The sequence below is a fragment of the Rhodococcus sp. MSC1_016 genome, assembly GCF_023667485.2.
Classification (GTDB): Bacteria; Actinomycetota; Actinomycetes; order Mycobacteriales; family Mycobacteriaceae; genus Rhodococcus_F; species Rhodococcus_F oxybenzonivorans.
In genome coordinates this window covers 5,416,391-5,439,575 of record NZ_JAMOZI020000001.1, presented here as the reverse complement: position 1 = coordinate 5,439,575, position 23,185 = coordinate 5,416,391, and the positions used below count along the sequence as shown (strand labels likewise).

The 23,185-nt window shown below is 66.6% G+C and carries 19 protein-coding genes; 12 read left to right on the top strand and 7 right to left on the bottom strand.

From position 1 onward, the window contains the following. Nucleotides 1-9: 9 nt before the first annotated feature. On the top strand, nucleotides 10-1,452 hold the full coding sequence (locus L1080_RS25390) for an aldehyde dehydrogenase (RefSeq protein ID WP_159918564.1): 1,443 nt from the start codon (nucleotides 10-12) through the stop codon (nucleotides 1,450-1,452). Between the two features lie 149 nt (nucleotides 1,453-1,601). Beyond that, the gene (locus L1080_RS25385) at nucleotides 1,602-2,501 is read left to right on the top strand and encodes a helix-turn-helix transcriptional regulator (RefSeq protein WP_250775113.1); all 900 of its coding nucleotides are present in this window, start codon (nucleotides 1,602-1,604) and stop codon (nucleotides 2,499-2,501) included. 148 nt (nucleotides 2,502-2,649) lie between these two features. Here the strand turns inward: L1080_RS25385 and L1080_RS25380 are convergent, their stop codons facing one another. Genes L1080_RS25380 through L1080_RS25370 form a run of 3 tightly spaced genes read right to left on the bottom strand, consistent with a single transcriptional unit; the run spans nucleotide 2,650 to nucleotide 4,859 of the window. Beyond that, nucleotides 2,650-3,441, bottom strand: coding sequence for an SDR family NAD(P)-dependent oxidoreductase (locus tag L1080_RS25380; RefSeq protein ID WP_250775111.1), 792 nt, complete (start codon nucleotides 3,439-3,441; stop codon nucleotides 2,650-2,652). A gap of 22 nt (nucleotides 3,442-3,463) precedes the next feature. Beyond that, the gene (locus L1080_RS25375) at nucleotides 3,464-3,718 is read right to left on the bottom strand and encodes a hypothetical protein (protein WP_250775109.1); all 255 of its coding nucleotides are present in this window, start codon (nucleotides 3,716-3,718) and stop codon (nucleotides 3,464-3,466) included. Further along, complete coding sequence (locus tag L1080_RS25370) at nucleotides 3,696-4,859, bottom strand: Rieske 2Fe-2S domain-containing protein (RefSeq protein WP_250775360.1); 1,164 nt, start codon at nucleotides 4,857-4,859, stop codon at nucleotides 3,696-3,698. The genes L1080_RS25375 and L1080_RS25370 overlap by 23 nt, the downstream gene beginning before the upstream one ends. 184 nt (nucleotides 4,860-5,043) lie before the next feature. On the opposite strand from L1080_RS25370, the gene hsaA reads away from it, so the two are divergent. Continuing rightward, a complete protein-coding gene (hsaA, locus tag L1080_RS25365; protein WP_159918569.1) occupies nucleotides 5,044-6,210 on the top strand; it encodes a 3-hydroxy-9,10-secoandrosta-1,3,5(10)-triene-9,17-dione monooxygenase oxygenase subunit in 1,167 nt (388 codons plus the stop codon). Here the strand turns inward: hsaA and L1080_RS25360 are convergent, their stop codons facing one another. Then, nucleotides 6,211-7,749, bottom strand: a complete 1,539-nt coding sequence (locus tag L1080_RS25360) for an FAD-dependent oxidoreductase (RefSeq protein WP_250775107.1) — start codon at nucleotides 7,747-7,749, stop codon at nucleotides 6,211-6,213. 204 nt (nucleotides 7,750-7,953) lie between these two features. Between L1080_RS25360 and L1080_RS25355 the strand changes: the two genes are divergently transcribed. The 6 genes from L1080_RS25355 to L1080_RS25330 all read left to right on the top strand — a co-directional run bounded on the left by L1080_RS25355 (nucleotide 7,954) and on the right by L1080_RS25330 (nucleotide 14,480). Further along, nucleotides 7,954-8,565 carry a TetR family transcriptional regulator gene (locus L1080_RS25355; RefSeq protein WP_201453489.1) on the top strand — a complete coding sequence of 204 codons (612 nt, stop codon included), beginning with the start codon at nucleotides 7,954-7,956 and terminating at the stop codon, nucleotides 8,563-8,565. A gap of 172 nt (nucleotides 8,566-8,737) precedes the next feature. Further along, the gene (locus tag L1080_RS25350; protein WP_250775105.1) at nucleotides 8,738-9,901 is read left to right on the top strand and encodes a steroid 3-ketoacyl-CoA thiolase; all 1,164 of its coding nucleotides are present in this window, start codon (nucleotides 8,738-8,740) and stop codon (nucleotides 9,899-9,901) included. 25 nt (nucleotides 9,902-9,926) lie between these two features. Beyond that, nucleotides 9,927-12,116 carry an acyl-CoA dehydrogenase gene (locus L1080_RS25345; RefSeq protein WP_250775103.1) on the top strand — a complete coding sequence of 730 codons (2,190 nt, stop codon included), beginning with the start codon at nucleotides 9,927-9,929 and terminating at the stop codon, nucleotides 12,114-12,116. A 6-nt stretch (nucleotides 12,117-12,122) separates the two neighbouring features. Continuing rightward, entirely contained in the window at nucleotides 12,123-12,998 is an 876-nt protein-coding gene (locus tag L1080_RS25340) for a MaoC/PaaZ C-terminal domain-containing protein (RefSeq protein ID WP_159918573.1), read from the top strand. Next, nucleotides 12,995-13,645 carry a PaaI family thioesterase gene (locus L1080_RS25335; RefSeq protein WP_159918574.1) on the top strand — a complete coding sequence of 217 codons (651 nt, stop codon included), beginning with the start codon at nucleotides 12,995-12,997 and terminating at the stop codon, nucleotides 13,643-13,645. Before L1080_RS25340 ends, L1080_RS25335 begins: the two co-directional genes overlap by 4 nt. Nucleotides 13,646-13,664: 19 nt before the next feature. Further along, entirely contained in the window at nucleotides 13,665-14,480 is an 816-nt protein-coding gene (locus L1080_RS25330; RefSeq protein WP_159918575.1) for a mycofactocin-coupled SDR family oxidoreductase, read from the top strand. Nucleotides 14,481-14,553: 73 nt separating this feature from the next. Here L1080_RS25330 and casG read toward each other — a convergent pair whose 3' ends face one another. Next, nucleotides 14,554-16,215: a steroid-24-oyl-CoA synthetase gene (casG, locus tag L1080_RS25325; RefSeq protein ID WP_250775101.1), complete on the bottom strand. Its 1,662-nt coding sequence runs from the start codon at nucleotides 16,213-16,215 to the stop codon at nucleotides 14,554-14,556. Nucleotides 16,216-16,370: 155 nt separating this feature from the next. Between casG and L1080_RS25320 the strand changes: the two genes are divergently transcribed. Both L1080_RS25320 and casI read left to right on the top strand, forming a co-directional pair. Continuing rightward, the gene (locus L1080_RS25320; protein WP_250775099.1) at nucleotides 16,371-17,564 is read left to right on the top strand and encodes an NADH:flavin oxidoreductase; all 1,194 of its coding nucleotides are present in this window, start codon (nucleotides 16,371-16,373) and stop codon (nucleotides 17,562-17,564) included. Then, nucleotides 17,561-19,258, top strand: a complete 1,698-nt coding sequence (gene casI / locus L1080_RS25315; protein ID WP_250775090.1) for a steroid-22-oyl-CoA synthetase — start codon at nucleotides 17,561-17,563, stop codon at nucleotides 19,256-19,258. Before L1080_RS25320 ends, casI begins: the two co-directional genes overlap by 4 nt. 99 nt (nucleotides 19,259-19,357) lie before the next feature. Here casI and L1080_RS25310 read toward each other — a convergent pair whose 3' ends face one another. Together L1080_RS25310 and L1080_RS25305 are read right to left on the bottom strand one after the other, a co-directional pair. Continuing rightward, nucleotides 19,358-20,776: an SLC13 family permease gene (locus L1080_RS25310; RefSeq protein ID WP_250775088.1), complete on the bottom strand. Its 1,419-nt coding sequence runs from the start codon at nucleotides 20,774-20,776 to the stop codon at nucleotides 19,358-19,360. Nucleotides 20,777-21,102: 326 nt separating this feature from the next. Then, nucleotides 21,103-21,576 carry an Lrp/AsnC family transcriptional regulator gene (locus L1080_RS25305; RefSeq protein WP_250775086.1) on the bottom strand — a complete coding sequence of 158 codons (474 nt, stop codon included), beginning with the start codon at nucleotides 21,574-21,576 and terminating at the stop codon, nucleotides 21,103-21,105. A gap of 200 nt (nucleotides 21,577-21,776) precedes the next feature. Between L1080_RS25305 and leuC the strand changes: the two genes are divergently transcribed. Beyond that, nucleotides 21,777-23,180 carry a 3-isopropylmalate dehydratase large subunit gene (leuC, locus tag L1080_RS25300; RefSeq protein ID WP_250775358.1) on the top strand — a complete coding sequence of 468 codons (1,404 nt, stop codon included), beginning with the start codon at nucleotides 21,777-21,779 and terminating at the stop codon, nucleotides 23,178-23,180. Nucleotides 23,181-23,185: the final 5 nt, after the last annotated feature.

Genomic DNA, 23,185 nt, shown 5'->3' with positions numbered 1-23,185 from the left:
GGTTCCCCAATGAAGTACACCCGATCGCATCTGTTCATCGACGGCCGGTGGCATACGCCGTCCACCTCCGACCGCATCACGGTCATCTCGCCGACCACCGAGGAACCCGTCGGGTCGGCGCCGGACAGTACCCCAGCGGACGTCGACGCCGCAGTCTCCGCAGCCCGCCGCGCCCTGCGTGCACCGGAGTGGTCTGCGTTGGAACCGGCTGAACGTGCCGACACCCTGCGCCGTTTCGCCGATGCGCTCGACCGGCGCCGAAAAGACACAGCCGCCATCGTGACCGACGAGAACGGCATGCCGGCAGCGATATCTCTAGCGGCCGAGGGGAGCGGTCCGGTTGCGACGCTCCGGTACTACGCCGATCTCACCGAGAAGACACCGGTAGAGATGCCGCGCGTCTCCGCGAACGGTCGGTCCACCACGATCGTGCGCCGCGAGCCGATCGGCGTTGTCGCCGCAATCATTCCGTGGAACTTTCCCCAGTCGCTGACCATGTTCAAGCTTGCCCCCGCACTCGCTTCCGGAAGCACCGTGGTCCTCAAGCCCGCACCCGAAACCGTGCTCGACGCCTTTCAACTCGCGGACGCTGCAGAAGAAGCAGGGCTGCCCGGCGGTGTGTTGAACATCGTGACCGGCGGCCGAGAGATCGGTGCGTATCTGGTCGCCCACCCCGAGGTGAACAAAATCGCTTTCACCGGGTCGACCGCCGCCGGCAGGGTGATCGGGGAGACCTGCGGTCGCCTGCTGCGACCGGTGACCCTGGAACTGGGAGGCAAGAGCGCCGCCATCATCCTCGACGACGCGGACCTGGTGAGCGTCGCCAGGGGACTGTCCTGGGCGAGCCTGCTCAACAATGGCCAGACCTGCTATCTGTCCTCTCGAATCCTTGCCCCCCGGTCTCGCTACCGTGAAACAGTCGACGCGGTAGCACATTTGGCATCCACTCTCGTGGTCGGGGACCCGGCCGACCTCGCCACCCGAGTGGGACCCTTGGTGTCCGAGCGCCAACGGCACAGTGTGGAGGCGTACATCGACACGGGTAGACGGGAAGGCGCCACCGTCGCGGCCGGAGGCGGCCGGCCGAAACACCTCGACCGGGGATGGTTCGTGGAACCGACCGTGTTCGCCGACCTCGACAACTCGGCGACCGTCGCGCGGGAAGAGATCTTCGGGCCGGTCCTGACCGTCCTGCCGTATGACGACCTCGACGATGCCGTCGCAATCGCCAATGACTCCGAGTACGGCCTGGGCGGAACGGTCTGGACCTCCGATCCCGAAAAGGGCCTCGACCTGGCCCGTCGGATCGAGACCGGCAGCGTGGGTGTGAACTTCTTCGATCTAGACATCGGCGCCCCATTCGGGGGCGTCAAGGCCAGTGGTCTCGGCCGTGAACTGGGACCGGAAGGTCTGGACGCCTACGTCCGCACGAAATCGATGTACACCCGCTGATCAACCCGCCGGGTGCAGCACACGAATTCGCTGCCCCGCAGTACGCGCCGCTCTTGCACCCGTCCTTTGCGCGAGATGAAGAGAAGATGAGGGACGTCGTTCTCGGATCACGCGCCACCAGTCACGAGGCCCGCCACGAGGAGGTGGAGGTGACAAATTCATGCGCCGAGGGTCCCCCTTACTGCGCCGAGGGCTCAGCACGGTTGCTCCGACCGCGAGATGACGATGCCCTTCGCGCCGAGCTACGCGTCATCGCAAAGGAGTTTGTGACACCCGCGGTCGTATTCGGCGGCCCCGTGTCCGAGGGAACACTGAAGATTTCCGAGACGCTCGGCACCAGAACTGCCGGATTGCGCGGCCTGTCGATTTCACCGATGCTGGGGCTTGGCGGGCGCGCGATCACCCAGCTTCGGCCGCAGTCGGTCGAGGATTACGCGACTGCTCGGACCATCACCCACGACTACGACCGGCCGGTCATCAACGAAGGACTGCGCTCCATCGTCGCTGTACCGGTGGTGGTCGGCGGCGGAGCGCGCGCCATCATTTACGCCGCATTTCGGCAGTCCACACCGATCGGGAGTCGAATCCTCGACATGCTGGGCCGGGCCGGAGACCGACTCGCTGCAGAGATCAACATTCGAGATGAAGTCGACCGGCGGGTCGCGTTGATCGACACACTCGTCGAAGGAGGGCAAGCACCCGCAACATCGGCACTGATCGAAGGTATCCGCGAGATCCACACCGAGCTGCGGGTGCTGACCCGCACGACCCCCGACTCAGTACTCGCGACAAGTCTGCACGCTCTCGCCGACAAACTCGCCGGCCTGTCCCGCGGTGACGCTCCCGCCACCGATGTCACATTGTCCGGTCGCGAGGTCGACGTCCTTACCTATGTTGCACTCGGATGTACCAACGCCGCGGTGGCGCACCGGCTGTCGATCAAACCGGAAACGGTGAAGCACTACCTGCGTGGAGCGATGGGCAAGCTGGATGCCCGCTCCCGGGTCGAGGCGGTATCGCGCGCTCGCCGACTCGGGCTCCTCCCGTAACCCGTGCCGCGCGGCTCCCCGAGGCCAACAATTGCGAGGGCCGCCAAGCCATGGACACCGACTACACCGTGTGACCGCGCACCCATGGCGCGGACGCCTATCGGTCCTCGTCTTGACGTTGGGCGGCGACTGTTGCGGCCGCCCGCCGTCACCCGCGACCCAGCAGCTTCCGCATACCCGCGGCGGCACCTTGCACGAGTGTGTCGCGGGGGAATCCGCTCCGCTTCTGGGCTGCTTCGTAGTTGCCGCCCGCCACCCAGACGGGTCCGTCGTCTAGGTGTGCGAGTCCTTCACGCGCGACATCTTCGGGTTCGGCGACGTTCATGCCGGGGAGGTCGAAATTCAGTCCGGCCCGCACCATCGCGGGGGTGCGGGTGACGCCCAGGACCAGTTCGAGTACGTGGACGCCGAACGGTGCCAGTTCGAGCCACAGGCTTTCCGCGAAGATGCGCCCGAAGGCCTTCGATGCCGCGTAGATGCTTTGGTGTTCGGAACCCATATATCCGGCCAGTGACCCCACCAGCATGATCCCACCCTGCCCGCGTTCCTTCATTCTCGCGCCGAAGTGATGCGAAAGCTGCAGTTGCGACGTGATGTTCAGATCGATGACGCCTTGAAATCCGGTCAGGTCGCCGCTGACGAATTCGTGCCCGTAACTGTTGGCCCCGGCGTTGAAGATCAGCAGGCCCACCTCGACGTCGTCGGTGGCGATGCGGATGCGGTCGAAGGCGTCCGCCGAGAGGAGGTCGAGCGCGAGCGTGCGGACCTCCGCACCGTTCGCGCGAACCTTCGCGGCCGTCTCCTCGAGTGGTTCCGGCTTGCGGGCGATGAGCAGGAGGTTGATTCCGGAGCGGCTCAGTTCGTCGGCGAAACCTGCGCCGACGCCCTCCGACCCGCCGGCGATCACGGCCCACGGCCCGTATTGGTGGGTGTCGATCATGGGGTGTCCTTTCGAAGGAAGTTCAGGGGACGACGATAGGGGTGGGAACCGGGTCGGGGTCGCGCACCGTGATGTCGCCCCGCTCCGCCGCTCGGACGATGGATGTGGTCAGTGCGTCGCAGCCCTTCCGGGGGGACCCGGGACGGCCGTCGCCGGAGCCGGCGATCTGGTGGCACCGGCCGCGGGCGAGGTCGTCCCACTGCACGGAGGTGTGCTCCCAGCTGTTCTTCTGGACCAGCACCCGCGCACCGCACTCAGTGCACTGCAGCGGTTGCATCGGATTCCAGCGCCTTTCGTGCAAGATTGTCTTCCACTTCCTTCTTCCACGACTCCACCGGGCGCGTGGTGTCGAGCTCGAACTCGAACCGTTCGGTCATCTGCGGTGTCACGTTGGCCGCGTCGACGTAGAACTGCTCGTACCACCGGCGCAATTGGTAGACGGGGCCGTCTTCCTCGCACAGCAACGGGTTTTCGATGCGGGTCTTGTTCTTCCAGATCTCGATGTCCTGCTCGAATCCCTTGGCGATGAAGGTGCCGAAGTTTTTCGCCATCTCGGTGGCGGCATCACCCTCGAGTTCCTTCGACTTCTTGACGATGATCCCGTACTGCAGCACGAACTCGTCTGCGCTGACCGGATAGTGGCAGTTGATCAGCACTGAGTCGACGTCGTGGGTTTCGTACTGGTAGGTGAGGTCGTCGACCATGAACGACGGGCCGAAATAGGTGGCATCCGAACGACTTCCCACCATCTTGGGTTGTCCGGAGGCGTGCGGGCGCATGTCCTCGCGGGCCTGGCCGCGCATGAACTGGCTGGCTACGTGGCCTTCGAAGACGTTCTTGAAATAGGTGGGGAACGAGTAATGGACATAGAAGAAATGCGCCATGTCGACGATGTTGTCCACCACTTCACGACAATTCGTGTTCACCGTGGTGCGGTACCAGACCCAGTCCGTCCAGTCGTCGTCGAGCGCCCCCTCGATTCGGGGAATCGTGACGTCGGCCGGCGGCGGGTTACCCTCCGGGTCGTTCCAGACGAACAGCATTCCGTCCTGGTCGAGGGTGTGCCACGAGCGGGTACGAGCCAGCGGCGGTACGCGGCGGGCATACGGGATCTTCTTGCAGCGCCCGTTGCTGCCCCAGCGCCAGTCGTGGAACGGACACGCGACCTCGTCACCCTTGACGGTGCCCTGGCTGAGGTCGCCGCCCATGTGCCGGCAGTAGCCGTCGAGTACGGCGAGTTTGCCAGAGCTGTCGGCAAAGATCACCAGTTTGGTGCCGAAGGCCTCGAGCGAATGCGGCTTGCCGTCCCGGAAATCCTGGGACAAACCGAGGCAATGCCAGCCGCGGGCGAATCGGGTCGGTGCAGCGCCCGCAACGATCTCGCGGACCTCGTCTCTGTCGGACTGCTGGGTGCTCACGATGCGTCCCGTCCTCTCCTGCTCGTTCGTACCTGTGGTGTTGAGCACGCTAGGTCAGTGGGACGAGGCCGATCCGAGACGTCTCACTGGACGGGACCGGTTGGCGTGTGGTGGGTGTGTGCACGCTTCCCGTTGAGCGAGACCGTCGTCCACGGTGCCCCGATCGCGCAATACCCTTCCGCAGATGGTCAACGAGGTGCTGCTGTCGGTCCGTGAATTGCTGCCCATGATCGCGGAGCGCGCCGACAAGGTGGACGAATCGCGACGCGTGTCCGAACAGGTGATCCGCGAACTCGGGGACGCCGGGATGTTCGCGATGCTGCAGCCCAAGCGGTACGGGGGTGCGGAGTGCAATCCCGTTCACTTCTACGAGACGGTGCGTGCGATCTCGGGGGTCTGCGGATCGACGGGTTGGCTCGCTTCGGTGCTGGGTGTGCATCCGTGGCACCTGGCGCTGTTCGACGACCGCGCTCAGCGCGACGTATGGGGACACGACAATTCGGTGCTGCTGTCGTCCGCATACGCCCCCGTGGGGCGGCTGACGCCTGTGGACGGAGGCTATCGGCTGTCCGGTGACTGGCACTTCTCCTCGGGCTGCGAACACGCGTCGTGGGCGCTGCTCGGCGCGATGGTGGTGGGAACGCAAGGTAGGCCGGTCGATTTCCTCACCGTGCTCGTACCGAGGTCGGATTACCGCATCCACGACGTGTGGGACGTGGTCGGTATGCGGGGGACAGCCAGTAACGAGATCACCGTCGACGACTGTTTCGTGCCCGACTACCGGACCAAACGCAACTTCGAGACCGCGCAGTTACGGGGAGCCGGGCAGAAGGTGAACCGGGGACCGCTCTACCGCTTACCGTTCGCCACCATCTTCACCACGGCCGTCACTGCCCCCGGTGTGGGTGTGGTGGCCGGCTGCTACGAGCGGTTCCTGACGGTGATGCGTGAACGCGTGCGTCTGAGCCTCGGGGGTGGCCGCTTCGTGGAGGACCAGTTCGCCCAGGTGTCGGTGGCCCGGGCGTCGTCCGAGATCGATGCGGCGATCCTGCAGATGGACCGCAACGTCCGTGAGCTGTGGGAGCTCGCGGTCGCGGGCGAGGAACTTCCGATGGCGCTGCGGTTGAGAGTCCGTCGCGACCAGGTGCGGGCGACCGAGCGCGCGCTGGAGGCGATCGACCTGCTCTTCAAGACGGCCGGGGGCAGCTCGCTGTCTCGGGGCAACGCGATCGAACGGGCCTGGCGCGACGCTCACGCGGGCAGCGTGCATGTGGCCAACGAACCCGAACGCGCCCTTGCACTGTTCGGCAGGGGCGCGTTCGGACTTCCGGTGGAGGACAACCTCGTCTGATCAGTTCCGCATGTGTTGCACTGCCCGGTAGGAGAACACCATTGCGGTGCCCAACGGGACCCCGGGGCCGGGATAGAAGCGTCCGCTCAATGAGGCGCTGGTGTTCCCTGCCGCGTACAGCCCCTCGATCGGGCTGCCGTCCGCGCGAAGCACGCGGGCATCGGCGTCGGTGCGGACGCCACCCTTCGTGCCGAGATCGCTGAGGATGATGCGGGCAGCGTAGAACGGCCCCTGCGCGATCGGTCCGAGCGCCGGATTCGGTGGTGCGTCGGCACCCGTTCCGGGCGGGCAGAAGAAGGCGTCGTAGGGATCTTCGCCGCGGTGGAACGCCTCGTCGACACCGTGCTTCGCGTAGTCGTTGAACTGTTCGACGCTGCGCCGAAGCGTGTCGGACGGGACGCCGATCTTCTCGGCGAGTTCCTCGATGGTGTCGGCGGTGACCCAGGTGCCCGCCTCGAGGTGTTGCTGCGCCGGAATCGACGGGATGGAGATGGCCGGCAGAACGGGGCCGCCCTCCCTGGAATCGAAGACCAGATAAGAGTTCGCACTTCGGTGTTCGATCATCGCGCGGCCGAACTGGTCGTACGGCAGCGACTCGTTGAGGTACCGCTCCCCGGTGTCGTCCACCAGGATTCCGCCGCGTACACCCACCATGAAAGCGCCTGAGCCGTCCGGAAGTTCGACGCCCGGGCACCACCAGGCCTCGTCGAGGAGTGCCGTGTCGGCGCCGACCTCCACAGCCGCCGCCAGCAGGTCGCCGGTGTTCGCCCCCCGCGGTCCCATGCTCCACTCGGCTCTGCCCGGCGTGCCGTTCTCGGTGCGCAGACCGGCGTTGCCCTCGATCCCTCCGGCGGCGAGGAGCACGCCGCGCCGCGCACGTATGCGGATCGTTTGCCCGGCCGCGTCGGTGGCCTCGGCACCCACGACGCGACCGTCCTCGACGATCAGTGTGTGGGCCGCCGTCTCGGTGCGGAGCTCCGCATGCCCGGTTCCGTACAACGCCATCAGGAGACGCCCGACCAGAGCGCGCCCGCCGATCAGAGTTCCCTCGGGGTGCGGCTGCCCGGCGCGATCGACGTCGGCCTCCGGACGGATGACCTCACGAAGGTCACCGATCTCGTCGCCGGGCAGATCGAGGGGATTGATCGCGCGGCCGGCGTCCATGCGGCCCGGCGCCTTGTAGTAGTCGGGGAAGGGACGCCACTCGAAGTCGAGGTGCGGATTCTGCTCGAGGAAGTCGACGACCTCAGGGGCGGTGGCGACATACGCCTCCTGGCGTTCGACCTCGGAGTCGCCGACCACGGCGCGCAGATAGGTGCGAGCCAGCTCGGTGGAGTCGCCGATGCCGGCCCGTTCCTGGACAGCTGTGCCCGGAAGCCAGACGGCGGCGCCCGAGTAGGCGGAGGTGCCGCCGAAGAGTGGAGTCTTCTCGAGGACGAGGGTGCGCAAACCCTGCGCGGCGGCCGTATATGCGCCGGTCAGCGCGCCGCCGCCCGAGCCGACTACAAGAACGTCGCACTCCGTTGTCCAGTCCTGCATCGTCGTGTCCTCCGTTGGGGTGGGTGATGCCTGTGGGTGATGGTTGTGGGTCATGACTGACGCCCAGTCGTGGCGTCCACGCAATCGCATTCGGGCGACGGAATGCACCGCTGGTCCCACTCACCGGACGCATTTCGGCGCCGCCGCGATCGAATGCCAGAATTGGGCTGGATCCGAGGCTGCTCGGGGAGAAGGGGATCGAGGGTGCCGAGAATCGCGGAGGTCAGGGACGCTGCCGAACCCAGTTCGGAGGAACAGCGGGCGCGCCATGTGCGCATGCTGGAGGCGGCCGCCGAGCTGGCGTCCGAGAAGGAGCTCGCCCGGGTCCAGATGCACGAGGTGGCGAAGCGGGCCGGTGTCGCCATCGGCACGCTGTACCGGTACTTCCCGTCGAAGACGCACCTGTTCGTCGCGGTGATGGTCGATCAGATCGATCAGATGGGCGCCGGATTCTCGAAGGGTGTCGCGTCGGACACCACTCCCCAGGACGCCGTCTACAACGTGCTGGTGCGGGCCACTCGTGGCCTCCTGCGCCGGCCTGCGCTGTCCACGGCGATGATTCAGTCCACCAGCACTGCGAATGTCGCCACCGTCCCGGATGCCGGGAAGGTCGACCGAGCCTTCCGCCAGATCATGCTCGATGCGGCGGGGATCGAACACCCGACCGAAGGTGATCTGACCGCGCTCCGCCTCGTGGTGCAGCTGTGGTTCGGGGTGGTCCAGTCGTGCCTCAACGGCCGGATCTCGATTCCCGACGCCGAATCGGATATTCGCAAGGGCTGCGACCTGCTGCTCGTCGGCCTTTCCCGCCGCTGATCGTTCTCGGCACAGGGGTCGCGCACCGCCACGCCTGACGGGGTGCAATTCATTCTCGACGCGTATGCACGCTCACTACCGAGGCAGTGCGTTGATCTGTCCTCACAAATAGAATACGTTTCAGAAATGCCGCCCTGGCACGAATCCTGGCGGCTCAGCGAAGGAGCCAACAATGGGCAACGCAGTCATCGTCGACGCGGTCCGGACACCGATAGGTCGCCGGCGCGGCGCATTGTCCGGACTGCATCCGGCAGAACTGCTCGGAGCGGCGCAACGCGGCGTCCTCGAGCGGGCGGGAGTCCCCGCCGAACACATCGGTCAGATCGTCGGTGGCTGCGTCACCCAGGCCGGTGAGCAATCCAACAACGTGACCCGGCAGGCATGGCTGCACGCCGGGCTGCCGTATGGCACTGCCGCCACCTCCATCGACTGTGCGTGCGGGTCGTCGCAGCAAGCCGTGCACCTGGTGGCCGGCCTGATCGCCTCGGGGCAGATCACCGCGGGCATCGGATGCGGTGTGGAGGCGATGAGCCGCGTGTTCCTCGGTCAGGCGCTGACCCCCGAGACGGGAAGCCCCTATCCCGACGACTGGTCGATCGACATGGGCGACCAGTTCACGTCCGCGCAGCGCATCGCGGAACGGCGTGGAATCACCCGACGCGATGTCGACGCGTTCGGCCTCGAATCGCAGCGCCGCGCCGCTCAGGCCTGGGCCGAGGGACGGTTCGACCGCGAGGTCGTCCCCGTTACCGCGCCCGTCGTGGACAAGCAGGGCGTGCGCACCGGTGAGAAAGCAGTGGTCACCCGGGACGGGGGACTGCGAGAGACGACGGCCGAGGCTCTGGCAGCACTGAAACCGGTGATCGACGGGCACATCCACACCGCAGGCAACTCCTCGCAGATCAGTGACGGCGCCGCGGCCGTACTCCTCATGAGCGAGGAACTGGCCGGCGAACTCGGGCTGCGTCCGCGCGCCCGGATCGTCGCATCGGGCATGGTCGGCTCCGACCCCTACTTTCACCTGGACGGACCGATCGAGTCGACCGCACTGGCCCTCGAGCGGGCCGGAATGTCTTTGGCGGACATCGATCTCGTCGAGATCAATGAGGCGTTCGCCTCGGTCGTGCTGTCCTGGGCGCAGGTTCACGAGGCAGACCTGTCCAAAGTGAACGTCAACGGTGGTGCGATCGCCCTCGGGCATCCGGTGGGATCGACCGGTGCGCGACTGATCACCACGGCACTGCACGAGCTGGAACGGGCAGACAAATCCACCGCCCTGATCACCATGTGCGCGGGCGGGGCGCTGTCTACCGCAACCATCATCGAACGCATCTGACACCCGAGAACTCGACGAGGCCGACATGACAATGGGATTGACCGAAGAAGAGCGAGACCTGCGCGACTCGGTGCGGGGATGGGCCGCTCGAACCGTGACGCCGGATGTGCTGCGGCAAGCGGTGGAAGCGAAAACCGAACAGCGACCGCTGTTCTGGAATGCACTCGCCGGTCTGGGCGTGCTGGGGTTGCACCTGCCGGAAGAGGTGGGCGGCGCGGGGTGCGGCCTGGTGGAACTCGCGGTTGTCGCCGAAGAGCTCGGCAGGGTTTTGGCTCCCGGACCGTTTCTGCCGACCGTGTTGACGAGTGCCGTCCTGAACGAAGGCGGCCACAGCGGCCGGCTGTCCGGGTTGGCCGACGGTTCGGTGATGGGAGCCGTTGCCTTGCAACCGAGTTCGTTGCGGATCTCCCGCGACGGCGACGAGGTGACCCTCGACGGCGAGTCGGGGTACGTCCTCGGCGGTCAGGTGGGTGATCTGTTCCTGCTGGCGGCGCGGGACGGCGACACGACGGCGTTCGTGGTGCTGCCGCGCGAGTACCTCGACGTCACCGACCTGCCGAGCCACGACGTGGTGCGCCGCAACGCTATCGCCACCGCGCACGGCATCACTCTGGCGAAAGACGCGGTCTTGTCGATCGATTCGCGGCGTGTCCTCGATCTCGCTGCAACCCTGTTCGCCGCCGAGGCGTCGGGTATCGCCGACTGGGCCGTCGCTACCGCCGCGGACTACGCGAAGGCTCGGCAGCAGTTCGGCCGTCCCATCGGCCAATTTCAGGGCGTCAAGCACCGGGTGGCCCGTATGCTCACCCTTGCCGAACAGGCCCGGGTGTGCGGCTGGGACGCCGCCCGCGCCATGAGCCCGGACACTGATCCCGCCGAGGCGTCGTTGGCCGCGGCGGTAGCCGGCGCCACCGCACCCGACGCCGCGTTCTCGGTGACCAAGGACTGCATCCAGGTGCTCGGCGGCATCGGTTACACCTGGGAACACGACGCTCACCTGTATCTGCGACGGGCACAGTCGTTGCGAATCCTGCTCGGGTCCACCGCGTCGTGGCGGCGTCGGGTCGCCCGCGCCACCCTCGACGGCAGCCGGCGCGTGCTCGGGATCGAACTGCCACCGGAGGCGGACCGCATCCGCGCCGATGTGCGTGCCGAGCTGGCTCCGGCGGTCGGTCTGGCCGAGCAGGAGCGCAAGCGCTACCTGGCCGAAAGAGGCTATACGGCGCCGCATCTTCCCGCACCGTGGGGGAGAGGCGCAGCTGCCGTCGAACAACTCGTGATCGCCGAGGAACTCCGCGCCGCTCAGGTGAAGCCGCACGACATGATCATCGGCAACTGGGTGGTCCCCACACTGATCGCACACGGCAACGAGAACCAGGTGCAGCGATTCGTGCCACCGTCGTTGCGCGGTGACCTCGTCTGGTGTCAGCTGTTCTCCGAGCCGGGCGCCGGGTCCGACCTCGCCGGACTGAACACCAAGGCCACCAAGGTCGACGGTGGCTGGGTGCTGCAGGGCCAGAAGGTATGGACGTCGATGGCCCGGGACGCGCACTGGGGCATCTGCCTGGCGCGGACGGCCCCGGATGCAGCGAAACACAAGGGCCTGTCGTACTTTCTGATCGACATGAAGTCCAGCGAGGGACTCGACATCCGGCCGCTGCGGGAGATCACCGGTGAGGCGCTGTTCAACGAGGTGTTCCTCGACAACGTCTTCGTCCCGGACGAGTTGCTGGTGGGTGAACCGGGTGACGGCTGGAAGCTGGCCCGCACCACACTGGCCAATGAGCGGGTCTCGCTTTCGCACGACTCCTCCCTCGGATCCGGTGGCGAGGCGCTGTTGACTCTGGCCGCCGACCTGCCCGGCGGGATCGACGACGAGCAGCTGACGGTGCTCGGCAAGGTGCTCTGCGACGCGCAATCCGGTGGTTTGATGGGGCTGCGCACCACCCTGCGCTCGATCGCCGGTGGGCAGCCGGGTGCCGAGTCCTCGGTTGCGAAACTGCTCGGCGTCGAACACATCCAGCAGGTGTGGGAGGTGGCGATGGACTGGGCGGGACCACGCGCTCTGCTCGGCGAGCAGGCCCGCACGTCGGACACTCAGATGTTCCTGAACGCGCAATGCATGTCGATCGCGGGCGGAACCACCAACGTCCAGCTCAACATCATCGGTGAACGCCTCCTTGGTCTGCCCCGAGACCCCGAGCCCGGAAAGTGACCTGACATGAGTATCGATGTGAACGTCGCCTTGACCGCGGAGCCGGCAGTTCGGGAGGCGTCGTGGACCGAACGCGACGTCCTGCTCTATCACCTCGGCGTCGGGGCGGGCGGCAACGCGGTGGACCCCGCCGAACTCCGGTGGGTGTACGAGAAGAACCTGCAGGTGCTGCCCACGTTCGCCTTGGTGGCCGGGCAGGGTATTTCTTCGGGATCGGCGCCGAGTTCCGGGCTGACAATGCCCGGCATCGATGTGGATCTGCGCAAGATACTGCACGGCGGGCAGACACTGACGGTGCACGCGCCGATCCCGTCCTCGGGCACCGCCCGGGTGTCCTCGCGAGTGGCCGACGTGTGGGACAAGGGCAAGGCTGCCGTCATCGTGCTCGAGCAGACGGCCACCGACTCGGACGACGGTCACCCGTTGTGGACGACGGGGATGCAGATCTGGGCCCGTGATGAGGGCGGGTTCGGCGGGTCCCCTGGTCCCGAGTCGGTGGCCACGCTGCCGGAGCGGAAACCCGACAAGGTGCTGGCGTCACGCACCGGAACGGGACAGGCGCTGCTGTACCGGCTCAGCGGCGATATGAACCCGTTGCACGCCGACCCCGAGTTCGCGTCCGCCGCAGGGTTCGACCGCCCGATCCTGCACGGGCTCGCCTCGTACGGAGTGGTGTGTAAGGCCGTCGTCGACGGGATGCTGGACGGCGACCCCACCCGGGTGCGCACGTACTCGGCGCGGTTCGCCGGCTCCCTCTATCCGGGTGAGACGATCGACATCGCGGCCTGGCGGGACGGCGACGTGCTCACGCTGCGCGCGACGTGTCCCGAACGGAACGGACAGCCCGTCCTCACGCACGCCACGATGGAGGTTCGCCCGTGAACACCGGTACGCATCCCACCTTCGAAAACAGCACCGCGGGAACAGTGTTGACGTCTCCCTCCGACGGAGCCGCGGTCGATCGAGCCACCGAGGCGGCGCGCCGCGTGATCGACGCCCTGCTGCGCACCGACCGGGCCAACGCCAACCTCGAGCGAGTGGCCGAGGAGTTGAACAGCATCGCCGAGCACCTCGAGGAGCACGCACCCGCGGTGGCCGAACGGCTGATCGACATGTGGAACGGGGAGGGCGTCACCCGGCACGATCCGGTGACCGGACCGGAGAATGCGCTGGCACCACCCGTAGTCCTCGAAGGCCTGGCGGACGGCTCGGTGCAGGGCACCGTCACCTTGACCATCCCGTACCAGGGTCCGCCCGGGCATGTCCACGGTGGTGTCTCGGCGCTGCTGCTCGACCACGTGCTCGGTGTTGCCAACGCGTGGGGCGGAAAGTCCGGCATGACAGCACAATTGAGTACGCGGTACCACCGTCCGACCCCGCTGTTCGAACCGCTCACCCTGACCGGGAAGTTGATCGGCGTCGACGGGCGGAAAATCTCCACCGTGGGCGACATCAGGACCGCGGACGGGCAGGTGTGCGTGTCGGTCGAGGGACTGTTCATCGACAAGACCGTCCCCAGGCCGCGCTGAGAGGGGGAGGATGCAGGACATGACCGAAGTCCTACGGTTCGAGAACAAGGTCGTCTTCGTGACGGGCGCTGCGCGTGGTCAGGGCCGGGCCGAGGCGGTGCGGTTCGCGCTCGAAGGCGCCGACGTCATCGCGATCGACGCCTGCACCGAGTTCGCCTCCACCCCCTATCCCGGCGCCAGCGAGGAAGATCTGGCGGAGACCGTGCGCCTCGTCGAGGCCACGGGCAGGCGCATCGTCGCCGCCGCAGCCGACGTGCGCGACTTCGACGCCCTGTCGGACGCTCTCGCGGACGGTATCGACCGGCTGGGGCGACTCGACGTGGTGGTCGCGAACGCCGGCATCTGCTCGGGCGCGCTGTCCTGGGAGATCACCGCCGAGCAGTGGCAGGAGACCGTCGATGTCAACCTCACGGGAACATTCCACACCGCCAAGGCGTCGATCCCCTACCTCATCGAGCAGGGCGAGGGCGGCGCGATCGTATTCACCAGTTCGGTGTCGGGGCTCAAGGGCACGCCGTTCACCGGCCATTACGTCGCCACCAAGCACGGCATCACCGGACTCGCGAAGACGATGGCGAACGAGCTGGGGGAGCACCGGATTCGCGTCAACACCGTGCATCCGGCGGGCGTCGACACCGGCATGAAGCTCAGCGACCTGCATCCGCTGATCAGCCGGTTCGCGTCCACTCTCGGGCCGATTTACATGAATTCACTGCCGTACACCATCCTCGCGCCCGAGGACGTCGCAGCCGTGGTGGCATGGGTGTGCTCCGATGAAGCGAAATACATCACCGGTGCCCAGATCCCGGTGGATCTCGGCAACCTCATTCGCTGATCTCTTTTCCGCCCAATGCCCCAGTGGCGCAGTTGTTTTGCACCACTGGGGCATTCGGCGTTCCCGAGGGGGATCAGACCGCGATGTCGCGGCGCAGCATCTTCCCGGTCGCGTTGCGTGGCAGGAGGTCGGTGGTGATTCGCCAGCGGGTCGGGACCTTGAAGTACGACAGACGTTCGGCCGCGTAGTCCCGCAGCTCCGCCTCGGTGGTCGTGGCACCGGGCCGTAGCACTACGACGGCCGACACCTCCTGTCCCAGATCCTCGTGCGGCGTGCCGATCACCGCGCACTCGAGGACACCGGGATGTTCGTCGAGGCACTGTTCGATCTCGGTGGGATAGACGTTCTCGCCGCCGCGCAGGATCAGATCGGAGCGACGTCCCGTCAGCCGGAGCCGGCCGTTCTCGACAACGCCGTAGTCGCCGGTGCGCAACCACCGGCCCGGCGCGATTGCCGCGGCGGTGGCGGCCTCGTCCTCCCAGTAGCCGAGCATCACGAAGGGGCTGCGCACGCACACTTCGCCTTCGACTCCGTCCGGGAGCCACTTCCCGTACGGATCGCGGATCTCCATGCTGACCGTGATGATGGGCCTGCCCAGCGTGCCCGGGTACTGCTCGAGTTCGGGGCCGGCGGCCACGGCGATGGCCGTACTGCACTCGGTGAGACCGTAGCTGTCCACCAGCGCGTCCCGGGCGAACGGCACTTTTTCCCGCAGCCGTTCCTTGAAGGCGACCGACGACGGTGCCGACGCCAGCGAGAACGCCGTCAGCGAGGACAGGTCGTACTTCTCCAGGTTGTCGTGTTCGACCAACCTCGACGCCATGGTGGGGACCGCACCCCAGTTGGTGACCCGTTCCCGCTCGATCAGGGCGAGCACGGCGTCCACGTCGAATCCGCCCTGATGCATGACGACGGCGCCGCCGGTGGCGAGCCGCGGCACCACCAGGTTGTGCAGGCTCGCGATGTGGAACAGCGGGGACGTCAGCAGGTAGCGCCGCGAGCTCGGGACGGCCGGGTCGGTGGGCGCACCCGTGAACTCGGCCACCACCGCGTCACTGAACCGGTGGTAGTCGACCACCGCGAGGATGTTGCGCTGCGAATGTAATGCGCCCTTGGGGCGGCCGCTGGTGCCACTCGTGTAGAGAATGGCGGCCGGATCGTCCTCGTCGACGTCCGTGTGGGGCATCGGGGCGCCCGCGTACCGGTCGAAGAGTCGGGGCAGATCGTCTTCCATGGTGAGAACCGGTATTTCGCTTCCGGCCGCGGCGAGCGTCTCGGCCCGCTTCGCGTCGGCGATGACGACGGTGGGGCGGCTGTGAGTCAGCCCGTAGTCGACCTCGCGCGGTACCCACCAGCCGTTGAGTCCCACGCTGATGGCGCCGAGCACTTGCGTGGCCCAGAAGGCGATCACCCATTCCGGAGTGTTGGCGGCGAGGATCGCGACCCGGTCGCCCTTGCGGACACCGTGCTCATCGCGCAGCGCGGTCGCGAGTGCCGCCACCGCCGCCGCGTGCTCGGTGTACGACAGCCGGCGGTCAGCGGTCACCAGGTAGTCCCGGTCTCCCCACTGCAACGAGGTGGCGAGCAGGTCGCCCACCGCCCGTCCGCGGTTCTTCATCACCGGCATGCGTGTGCCCAGTACGGGCTCCTCGACGATCTCGAACCGGCCACCGGGCCCGGTGAGGCGGGACATCACCTGATCCAGGTGCAGCTGTGGATCTGTAGGGGCAGTCATGGGGCCGGCCTTTCGTCCTCGGGCACTCGTACCGACACAAGATGGCACGCCGTGGCGGGGCTTCGGCCGTGGTTACCACTCACCGAGACTGGCCCGATCCGCGGTGCCTCCGCGCCGTTACGTTCGTCAGCGAATCGCAGCTGGAGGGACACCTAATGACCATAGATCTCGACCCGCCCACCGTGAAGGTCGATCCACTCGGGCCGGCCAAGCTCGGGCCGATCACTCTGCGCAATCGCGTCATCAAGGCCGCGACGTACGAGGGACTCACGCCGAAGGGTCTGGTGACCGACGAACTGATCGAGTTTCATCGGCAGCCGGCGGCGGGCGGGGTCGGCATGACCACCGTCGCTTATTGCGCCGTCGCCGCCGACGGCCGCACGGCTCCCGGCCAGATCACCTGGCGTGACGACGCGATGCCGGGACTGCGGAAGCTGACCGACGCCATCCATGCGGAGGGGGCGGCGGTGTCTGCACAGATCGGGCATGCGGGGCCGGTGGCCGGCGCCAAATACAACGGCGCCCCCGCGCTGGCGCCGAGCACCCAGTTCCGTCTGACGACGCAGACCTTGGCGCGAGCGGCAACCGTCGACGACATCGAGCGGATCACCGCTCAGCACGTCGATGCAGCGAAGCGGGCCATCGAGGCCGGCTTCGATGCGATCGAGCTGCACTTCGGGCACAACTACTTCATCAGCTCGTTCCTGAGCCCCCGAACCAATCGGCGCAAGGACCGATACGGCGGCAGCCTCGAGAACCGCGCGCGGCTCGCCCGTGACACCGCGCGGGCCGTCCGCGACGCGGTGGGCGATCGGATCGCGATCCTCGCCAAGTTGAACATGGACGACGGTGTGCCGGGCGGTTTCTGGGTGGACGAGGCCATCCAGGTGGCGCAGTGGCTCGAGCAGGACGGCTCGCTCGACGCACTCGAACTGACGGCGGGCAGCTCGCTGCTGAATCCGATGTACCTGTTCAAAGGTGATGCGCCGCTGCGCGAATTCGCGGCCGCCATGCCCCAACCCACCAAGCTCGGCATCCAGCTCGTCGGCAAGCATTTCCTGAGGGAGTACCCCTACCGCGACGCCTACCTGCTCGACGACGCCCGTCAGATCCGTGCGGCCGTCACCATGCCGCTGGTGCTTCTCGGCGGTATCACCGGCAAGGCGAGCATGGACCTCGCGATGGAAGAGGGCTTCCAGTTCGTGGCGATCGCGCGTGCACTGCTGCGTGAGCCCGATCTGGTCAACCGCATCACCGCGGAGACCCACAGACCGGGTCTGTGCAATCACTGCAACAAGTGCATGACGGCGATCTACGGTGGCACCCATTGCGTGCTCCGGAAGCCATGACCACGCACACGCCGTCGAGAGGAGAGCTCGAGTTGGAACGCACAACGATCGCCCAGATGCTGCTCGACCGGTTGGGTGACGAACGGCTGGGAGTCCGCACCCGCGAGCAGGACTGGACGTGGGACGCGGTGGTCCACGAGAGCGCGGCGCGTGCTGCACTCGCCGCGTCGCTTCGGCGCGGCGGTCCGTTCCACATCGGTGTGCTGCTCGAGAACACCCCCGAGTTCCTGTTCTGGCTGGGAGGCGCGGCGCTCGGGGGAGCGACGATCGTCGGCATCAACCCCACCCGCCGCGGGGCCGAACTCGAGGCCGAGATCCGGTACGTCGACTGCCAGCTGATCGTCACGGATGCCGCGGGCAAGGCGCAGCTCGCCGGTCTCGACCTCGGATTGTCCGAGGACCGATTTCTCCTCGTGGACGATCCGAGGTACGCGGATCGGGTGGCGTCCTGCCGGGTGGAGCACCCCGCAGCGGATCCGGCGATCGACGCCTCGACGCTGTTTCTGTTGCTGTTCACCTCGGGCACGACGGGCACGTCGAAAGCCGTGCGGTGCAGCCAAGGTCGCCTGGCGCGCCTCGCCTACTCCAACACGGTGAAGTACGGTCACGTGCGGGAGGACGTCGACTATTGCTGCATGCCGCTGTTCCACGGCAACGCGCTGATGGCGTTGTGGGCGCCCGCACTCGCCAACGGGGCCACCGTGTGTCTGCCGCGCAAGTTCTCAGCCTCGGGCTTCCTGCCCGACGTCCGGTTCTTCGGCGCCACCTTCTTCACCTACGTGGGCAAGGCGCTGGCGTACCTGATGGCCACGCCGGAGTTGCCGGACGATTCCGACAACACGCTCGTACGGGGTTTCGGCACGGAGGCCTCGCCGGAGGACAAGGCCGAGTTCGTCCGACGGTTCGGCGCCGAACTGTACGAGGGGTACGGCTCCAGTGAAGGCGCCGGCTCGGTGACGCTCGACCCCGCCGCCCCCGAGGGCGCTCTCGGCAGACCCGCTCACGAGAACATCGTCATCGTCGACCCCGACACCCTCGAGGAGAAGGCCCGGGCCAGGCTCGACGAGCACGGCCGCGTCCTCAACCCGGACGAGGCGATCGGTGAGATGGTCGACAAGGCCGGAGCAGGGCGATTCGAGGGTTACTACAAGAACGAGGATGCCGTTGCGGACCGCATCAGACACGGCTGGTACTGGACCGGTGACCTCGGCTATCTCGACGAGGAGGGGTTCCTCTACTTCGCGGGACGCAAGGGTGACTGGATCCGGGTGGACGGGGAGAACACCTCCGCGCTGATGGTGGAACGGATCCTGCGACGCCATCCCAAGGTGATCGCCACCGGCGTCTACGCCGTTCCCGACCCGCGGTCGGGCGACCAGGTGATGGCCGCCGTCGAGATGTCCGACCCCAGCGACTTCGACCCCGCGGACTTCGCATCCTTCCTCGCCGGCCAGGACGACCTGGGTACGAAGTCCGCGCCGCGCTTCATCCGCGTATCGACCGACCTACCCGTGACCGGATCGAACAAGGTGCTCAAACGTGCTCTGCAGGAACAGGGTTGGCGGTGTGACGATCCGGTCTTCCGGTGGGTGGGACGCGGCGATCCCGAGTACCAGGAAATGACCGACAGCGAGAAGACCGCGCTGGAGCATGAATTCCACACGCACGGGCGGCAACGGTTCCTGCACGTGTGACAGTCAGGGTGCCGCTCGAGTCCCGCGAGTGCCGCAGTGTCGGTCACCCTGCGAGCGGGTGACCGACACCGGATGTGGAGTGGGTTCGTCGGGCGGCGTCTACATCGAGGTGGGAAGCACGACGAGGATCCACGCGAGGATCGGTGCGACGAGGACGACGTAGCCGGTGTACTTGAACAGCGTACGTTGGAACTTGTCTCGGTCGGGGACCTGGGCGTTGGCGAGGACCATGACGCCGTTGCTCGACAAAGGGCTCACATCGACGATCACTGCCGAGAACGACACCGCGGCAACGAATCCGATGAGCCCGATGTCGCCCATCATCAGTAGCGGTGCCGCAAGGGGGAGGACGATGCCGAGCGTGCCGATGGACGAACCGACCGCGGACACTACGGCGACGGCGTAGCAGAGGATCAGTGCGGTCAGCAGCGGAGAGCCGAGGGAGGCGGCCGCGTCGCCGAGGAATTCGAGGGTGCCGTTGGCCTTGAGCACGCTCATGTAGGTGAGCATTCCGCAGACGAGGAGGACCGCGGACCAGGTGACGTTGTTGACGGCGGGCTTGTGCTTGTTCGGGGCGATGACGAGGAGGATCGCCGCGATGACCATCGAGCACACGCCGACGTCGATCTGGAACACGGCCGATCCGATGAGCAGGGCGACCATGCCGATCAGGGTCATGACGCGCAGCGGGGTGAACCCGGTGGATTCGATCTCCTCGAGCCGGTCCGATGTCGGGGTCGGTTGCGGTGCTCCGGTCGTCAGGACCATCGGGCCGGCGCCCGGCCGTGCGGAGGTGGCGTGTTGGCCGACGCCGGCGCCGGAGCTGACGAGGTCACCCCCACGCGGTCCCGGCGCCGGACTCTCGGCAATCGTCGGGCCGTCGGTGCGGGTGAGATCGTCGATATCGATCGTCTGGTCATCGGCGCGGAGCAGGTCACGGCCACGGACGAGGAAAAGCGCCAGGGCGAGCAGGAAGCTCAGTCCGAGGGGGATGACATACAGCGCGAGCGGGTTGGTGGGCAGACCGGCCGATTGAAGCCAGCCGTTGGTGAACGCCCCGTAGACGGTGATCGGGGAGAAGGCGGCACCGAGCACGCCGTGGCTGATCATCATGCCCATCAATAGGGGATCGATCTTGTACCGTTTGGCGATCGGCATGGCGATGGGGGCGAGCATTCCGACGGCGAGGACCGAGCCCATGGTCATCAGTCCGGCGCCGAGGAAGAACATCAGCCAGACGATGGCCCAGCGTTTGCCGCGGACTAGTTTGAGCGCCCCGGAGACGATCAGGTCGACGGTGCCGTTGACCCGGGCGATCCCGAACAACAGCGTGATCCCGACGATGATGGTGAAGATACTGCCGGGGAAGAACCCGAAGATGTCGTCCATGGGCATTCCCGACAACCAGCCGCCGATCACGAAGGCGGCGGCAAACGCCAGGACGCCCATGTTGATGGGTGTCATGGTGCCGATCGCGAAAAGCGCTATCAACGCCGCGATCGAGATGAAGTAGAGCATCGAGGTAACCCTTTCGGTGGTTGCCCGGTTGTCCGAGCACGCCTGCCGGGGATGAGCCGGGTAGCGATGAGCCGACTGCGGTGGCGCCGGATCCGCTGCCGGACCTCGGTGGCGCACCCGCGCCCCGCTATTGAAGGGTGATGGCAGTCACAGAATCAACTCGTTCGAGGAGAAAGCATCCAGATGCTCAATCCCCGACATCCTCAATCCTTACCGAAGGACCAATTGCTCAGATTTTTTGCGCTGGGGCACGGAACCGTTCAGGTGTTCGGCGTATCGAGGACCAACGGCGCGAAATGACTGCACCGCATCATGAGTTCCTGCACCTAGGCTTCGGCGCGGAGCTTTTCCACGATAGGGACGGTCCGGGGCCAGATGCGCCGGCTCAGGACGATCTCGGACCGGGTGCGCAGCACGCCCTCGGTCTTCATCACCACCTGGAGCACTTCCTCGAAGTGTGAATTGTCCCGTGCGACGAATCGGCACAGGAGGTCTCCTTCGCCGGAGACGGTGTTGGCCTCGATCAGTTCCGGGACCGCGGTGAGCCGTTCCAGCGTCTCGTTGACCTGGCTCTGCGCGATGTGCACGTGCACGAACGCCATGACGGCGTAGCCCAGCGGTGCCAGATTGATCTGCGGCCGCCAGGTGACGATCACCCCCGCCTTCTCCAGCTTGGTGATCCGGGCCTGGGCGGTGTTGCGGGCGACGTTGAGTCTGCGCGAGTACTCGCGGACACCTGCGCGGGGTTCTTCGACGATGAGTCGAAGGATGTCGAGGTCGAGTTTGTCGAAGCCGTCCATCGGTAGTCCTGTCGTGAGGGTGGATTTTTGGTCCACATGCGCTTTTGGCCGCATCAGCGACGGCCAAAGTTGAGCACTTGGCAGCAATTTTTCGTTCTCGGTTTATCTCACGGTACAGGTTTGCTTATGTTGTGGGTCACATCGGACACGGAATCGGCCGACGAGCGATCGCGGGTTACCGGAAGGGACAGGCACTGACCATGGGCTACACGCTTGCGGACAAGATATGGAGGAGTCACGTCGTGCGCTCCGCCGAGGGCGAGCCGGATCTGATCTACATCGACATGCACCTGCTGCACGAGGTCAACACCCCGGCCGCGTTCGCGGGCCTTCGGGAGGCCGGTCGCACCGTCCGCCGTCCCGACCTGACCCTGGGTACCGAGGACCACAACACACCCACCGACGACGTGGCGCGCACCATCAACGACCCGGGCGCGGCCGAGCAACTCGACCACATCCGGCGTAACTGCAGTGATTTCGGTATCGAGCTCTATTCGCTCGGTGACTCGGCCCGGGGCATCGTGCACGTCATCGGACCCGAGCTCGGGCTGACCCAGCCCGGAATGACATTGGTCTGCTGTGACTCCCACACCAGCACCCACGGCGCCTTCGGCGTCCTCGCGTTCGGAATCGGCACAAGCCAGGTCGAGCACGTCCTCGCCACCCAGACACTGCCGATGGCGCCGATGCAGAACATGCGTGTGGTCATCGACGGTCAGCTGCCGCCCGGGGCGACAGCGAAAGACCTCATTCTTGCGGTGATCGAGCAGATCGGGACCGGCGGCGGGCAGGGCTACGTCATCGAGTATCAAGGCGAGGCCATTCGTGCGTTGTCCATGGAGGGCCGAATGACGGTGTGCAACATGTCCATCGAAGCCGGTGCCCGGGCCGGTCTCGTCGCCCCCGACGAGGTCACCATCGAGTACCTGCGCGGCCGCGCGCACGTGCCGTCCGGGGCCGCGTTCGACGACGAAGCCGAGTATTGGCGCACCTTCTACACCGACGAGGATGCTGTCTTCGACAAGGAAGTGCACATCGACGCAGCCACCGTCACCCCGCGGGTTTCCTGGGGGACAAATCCGGCGCAGTCGGTGCCACTCGACGCCACCGTGCCTGCCGCGTCGTCGTTCCTCGACCCAGTCGAACGTGCTGCCGCCGAACGAGCTCTGGCCTATATGCAGCTGACCCCGGGAACACCATTGCGCGACATCGAGGTCGATGCGGTGTTCATCGGCTCGTGCACCAATGGGCGCATCGAGGACCTGCGGGAGGTCGCCGCGGTGTGGAAAGGCAGGCACATCGCACCCGGTGTCGAGGTGCTCGTCGTCCCCGGGTCGGAGGCGGTCCGCGCCCAAGCCATCGAGGAAGGACTCGACGAGATCTTCGCCGCCGCCGGCGCCCCGCTGCGCTACTCGGGGTGCTCGATGTGCGTCGCACTCAACGACGACCGACTACGCCCGGGCCAGCGGGCCGCATCGACGAACAACCGCAACTTCGAGGGCCGCCAAGGGCGGGGCGTGCAAACGCACCTCGTCTCGCCCGCCGTCGCCGCCGCAACCGCGGTTACCGGACGACTGACCGCGCCCGCAGACCTGGAGGACTGAGCGCT

Coding starts and splice junctions, on each gene's coding strand:
- L1080_RS25390 (WP_159918564.1), top strand. CDS start 10: ATGAAGTACACCCGATCGCATCTGTTCATCGACGGCCGGTGGCATACG.
- L1080_RS25380 (WP_250775111.1), bottom strand. CDS start 3,441: ATGATCGACACCCACCAATACGGGCCGTGGGCCGTGATCGCCGGCGGG.
- L1080_RS25375 (WP_250775109.1), bottom strand. CDS start 3,718: ATGCAACCGCTGCAGTGCACTGAGTGCGGTGCGCGGGTGCTGGTCCAG.
- hsaA (WP_159918569.1), top strand. CDS start 5,044: ATGGTCAACGAGGTGCTGCTGTCGGTCCGTGAATTGCTGCCCATGATC.
- L1080_RS25360 (WP_250775107.1), bottom strand. CDS start 7,749: ATGCAGGACTGGACAACGGAGTGCGACGTTCTTGTAGTCGGCTCGGGC.
- L1080_RS25350 (WP_250775105.1), top strand. CDS start 8,738: ATGGGCAACGCAGTCATCGTCGACGCGGTCCGGACACCGATAGGTCGC.
- L1080_RS25345 (WP_250775103.1), top strand. CDS start 9,927: ATGACAATGGGATTGACCGAAGAAGAGCGAGACCTGCGCGACTCGGTG.
- L1080_RS25340 (WP_159918573.1), top strand. CDS start 12,123: ATGAGTATCGATGTGAACGTCGCCTTGACCGCGGAGCCGGCAGTTCGG.
- L1080_RS25330 (WP_159918575.1), top strand. CDS start 13,665: ATGACCGAAGTCCTACGGTTCGAGAACAAGGTCGTCTTCGTGACGGGC.
- casG (WP_250775101.1), bottom strand. CDS start 16,215: ATGACTGCCCCTACAGATCCACAGCTGCACCTGGATCAGGTGATGTCC.
- L1080_RS25320 (WP_250775099.1), top strand. CDS start 16,371: ATGACCATAGATCTCGACCCGCCCACCGTGAAGGTCGATCCACTCGGG.
- casI (WP_250775090.1), top strand. CDS start 17,561: ATGACCACGCACACGCCGTCGAGAGGAGAGCTCGAGTTGGAACGCACA.
- L1080_RS25310 (WP_250775088.1), bottom strand. CDS start 20,776: ATGCTCTACTTCATCTCGATCGCGGCGTTGATAGCGCTTTTCGCGATC.
- L1080_RS25305 (WP_250775086.1), bottom strand. CDS start 21,576: ATGGACGGCTTCGACAAACTCGACCTCGACATCCTTCGACTCATCGTC.
- leuC (WP_250775358.1), top strand. CDS start 21,777: ATGGGCTACACGCTTGCGGACAAGATATGGAGGAGTCACGTCGTGCGC.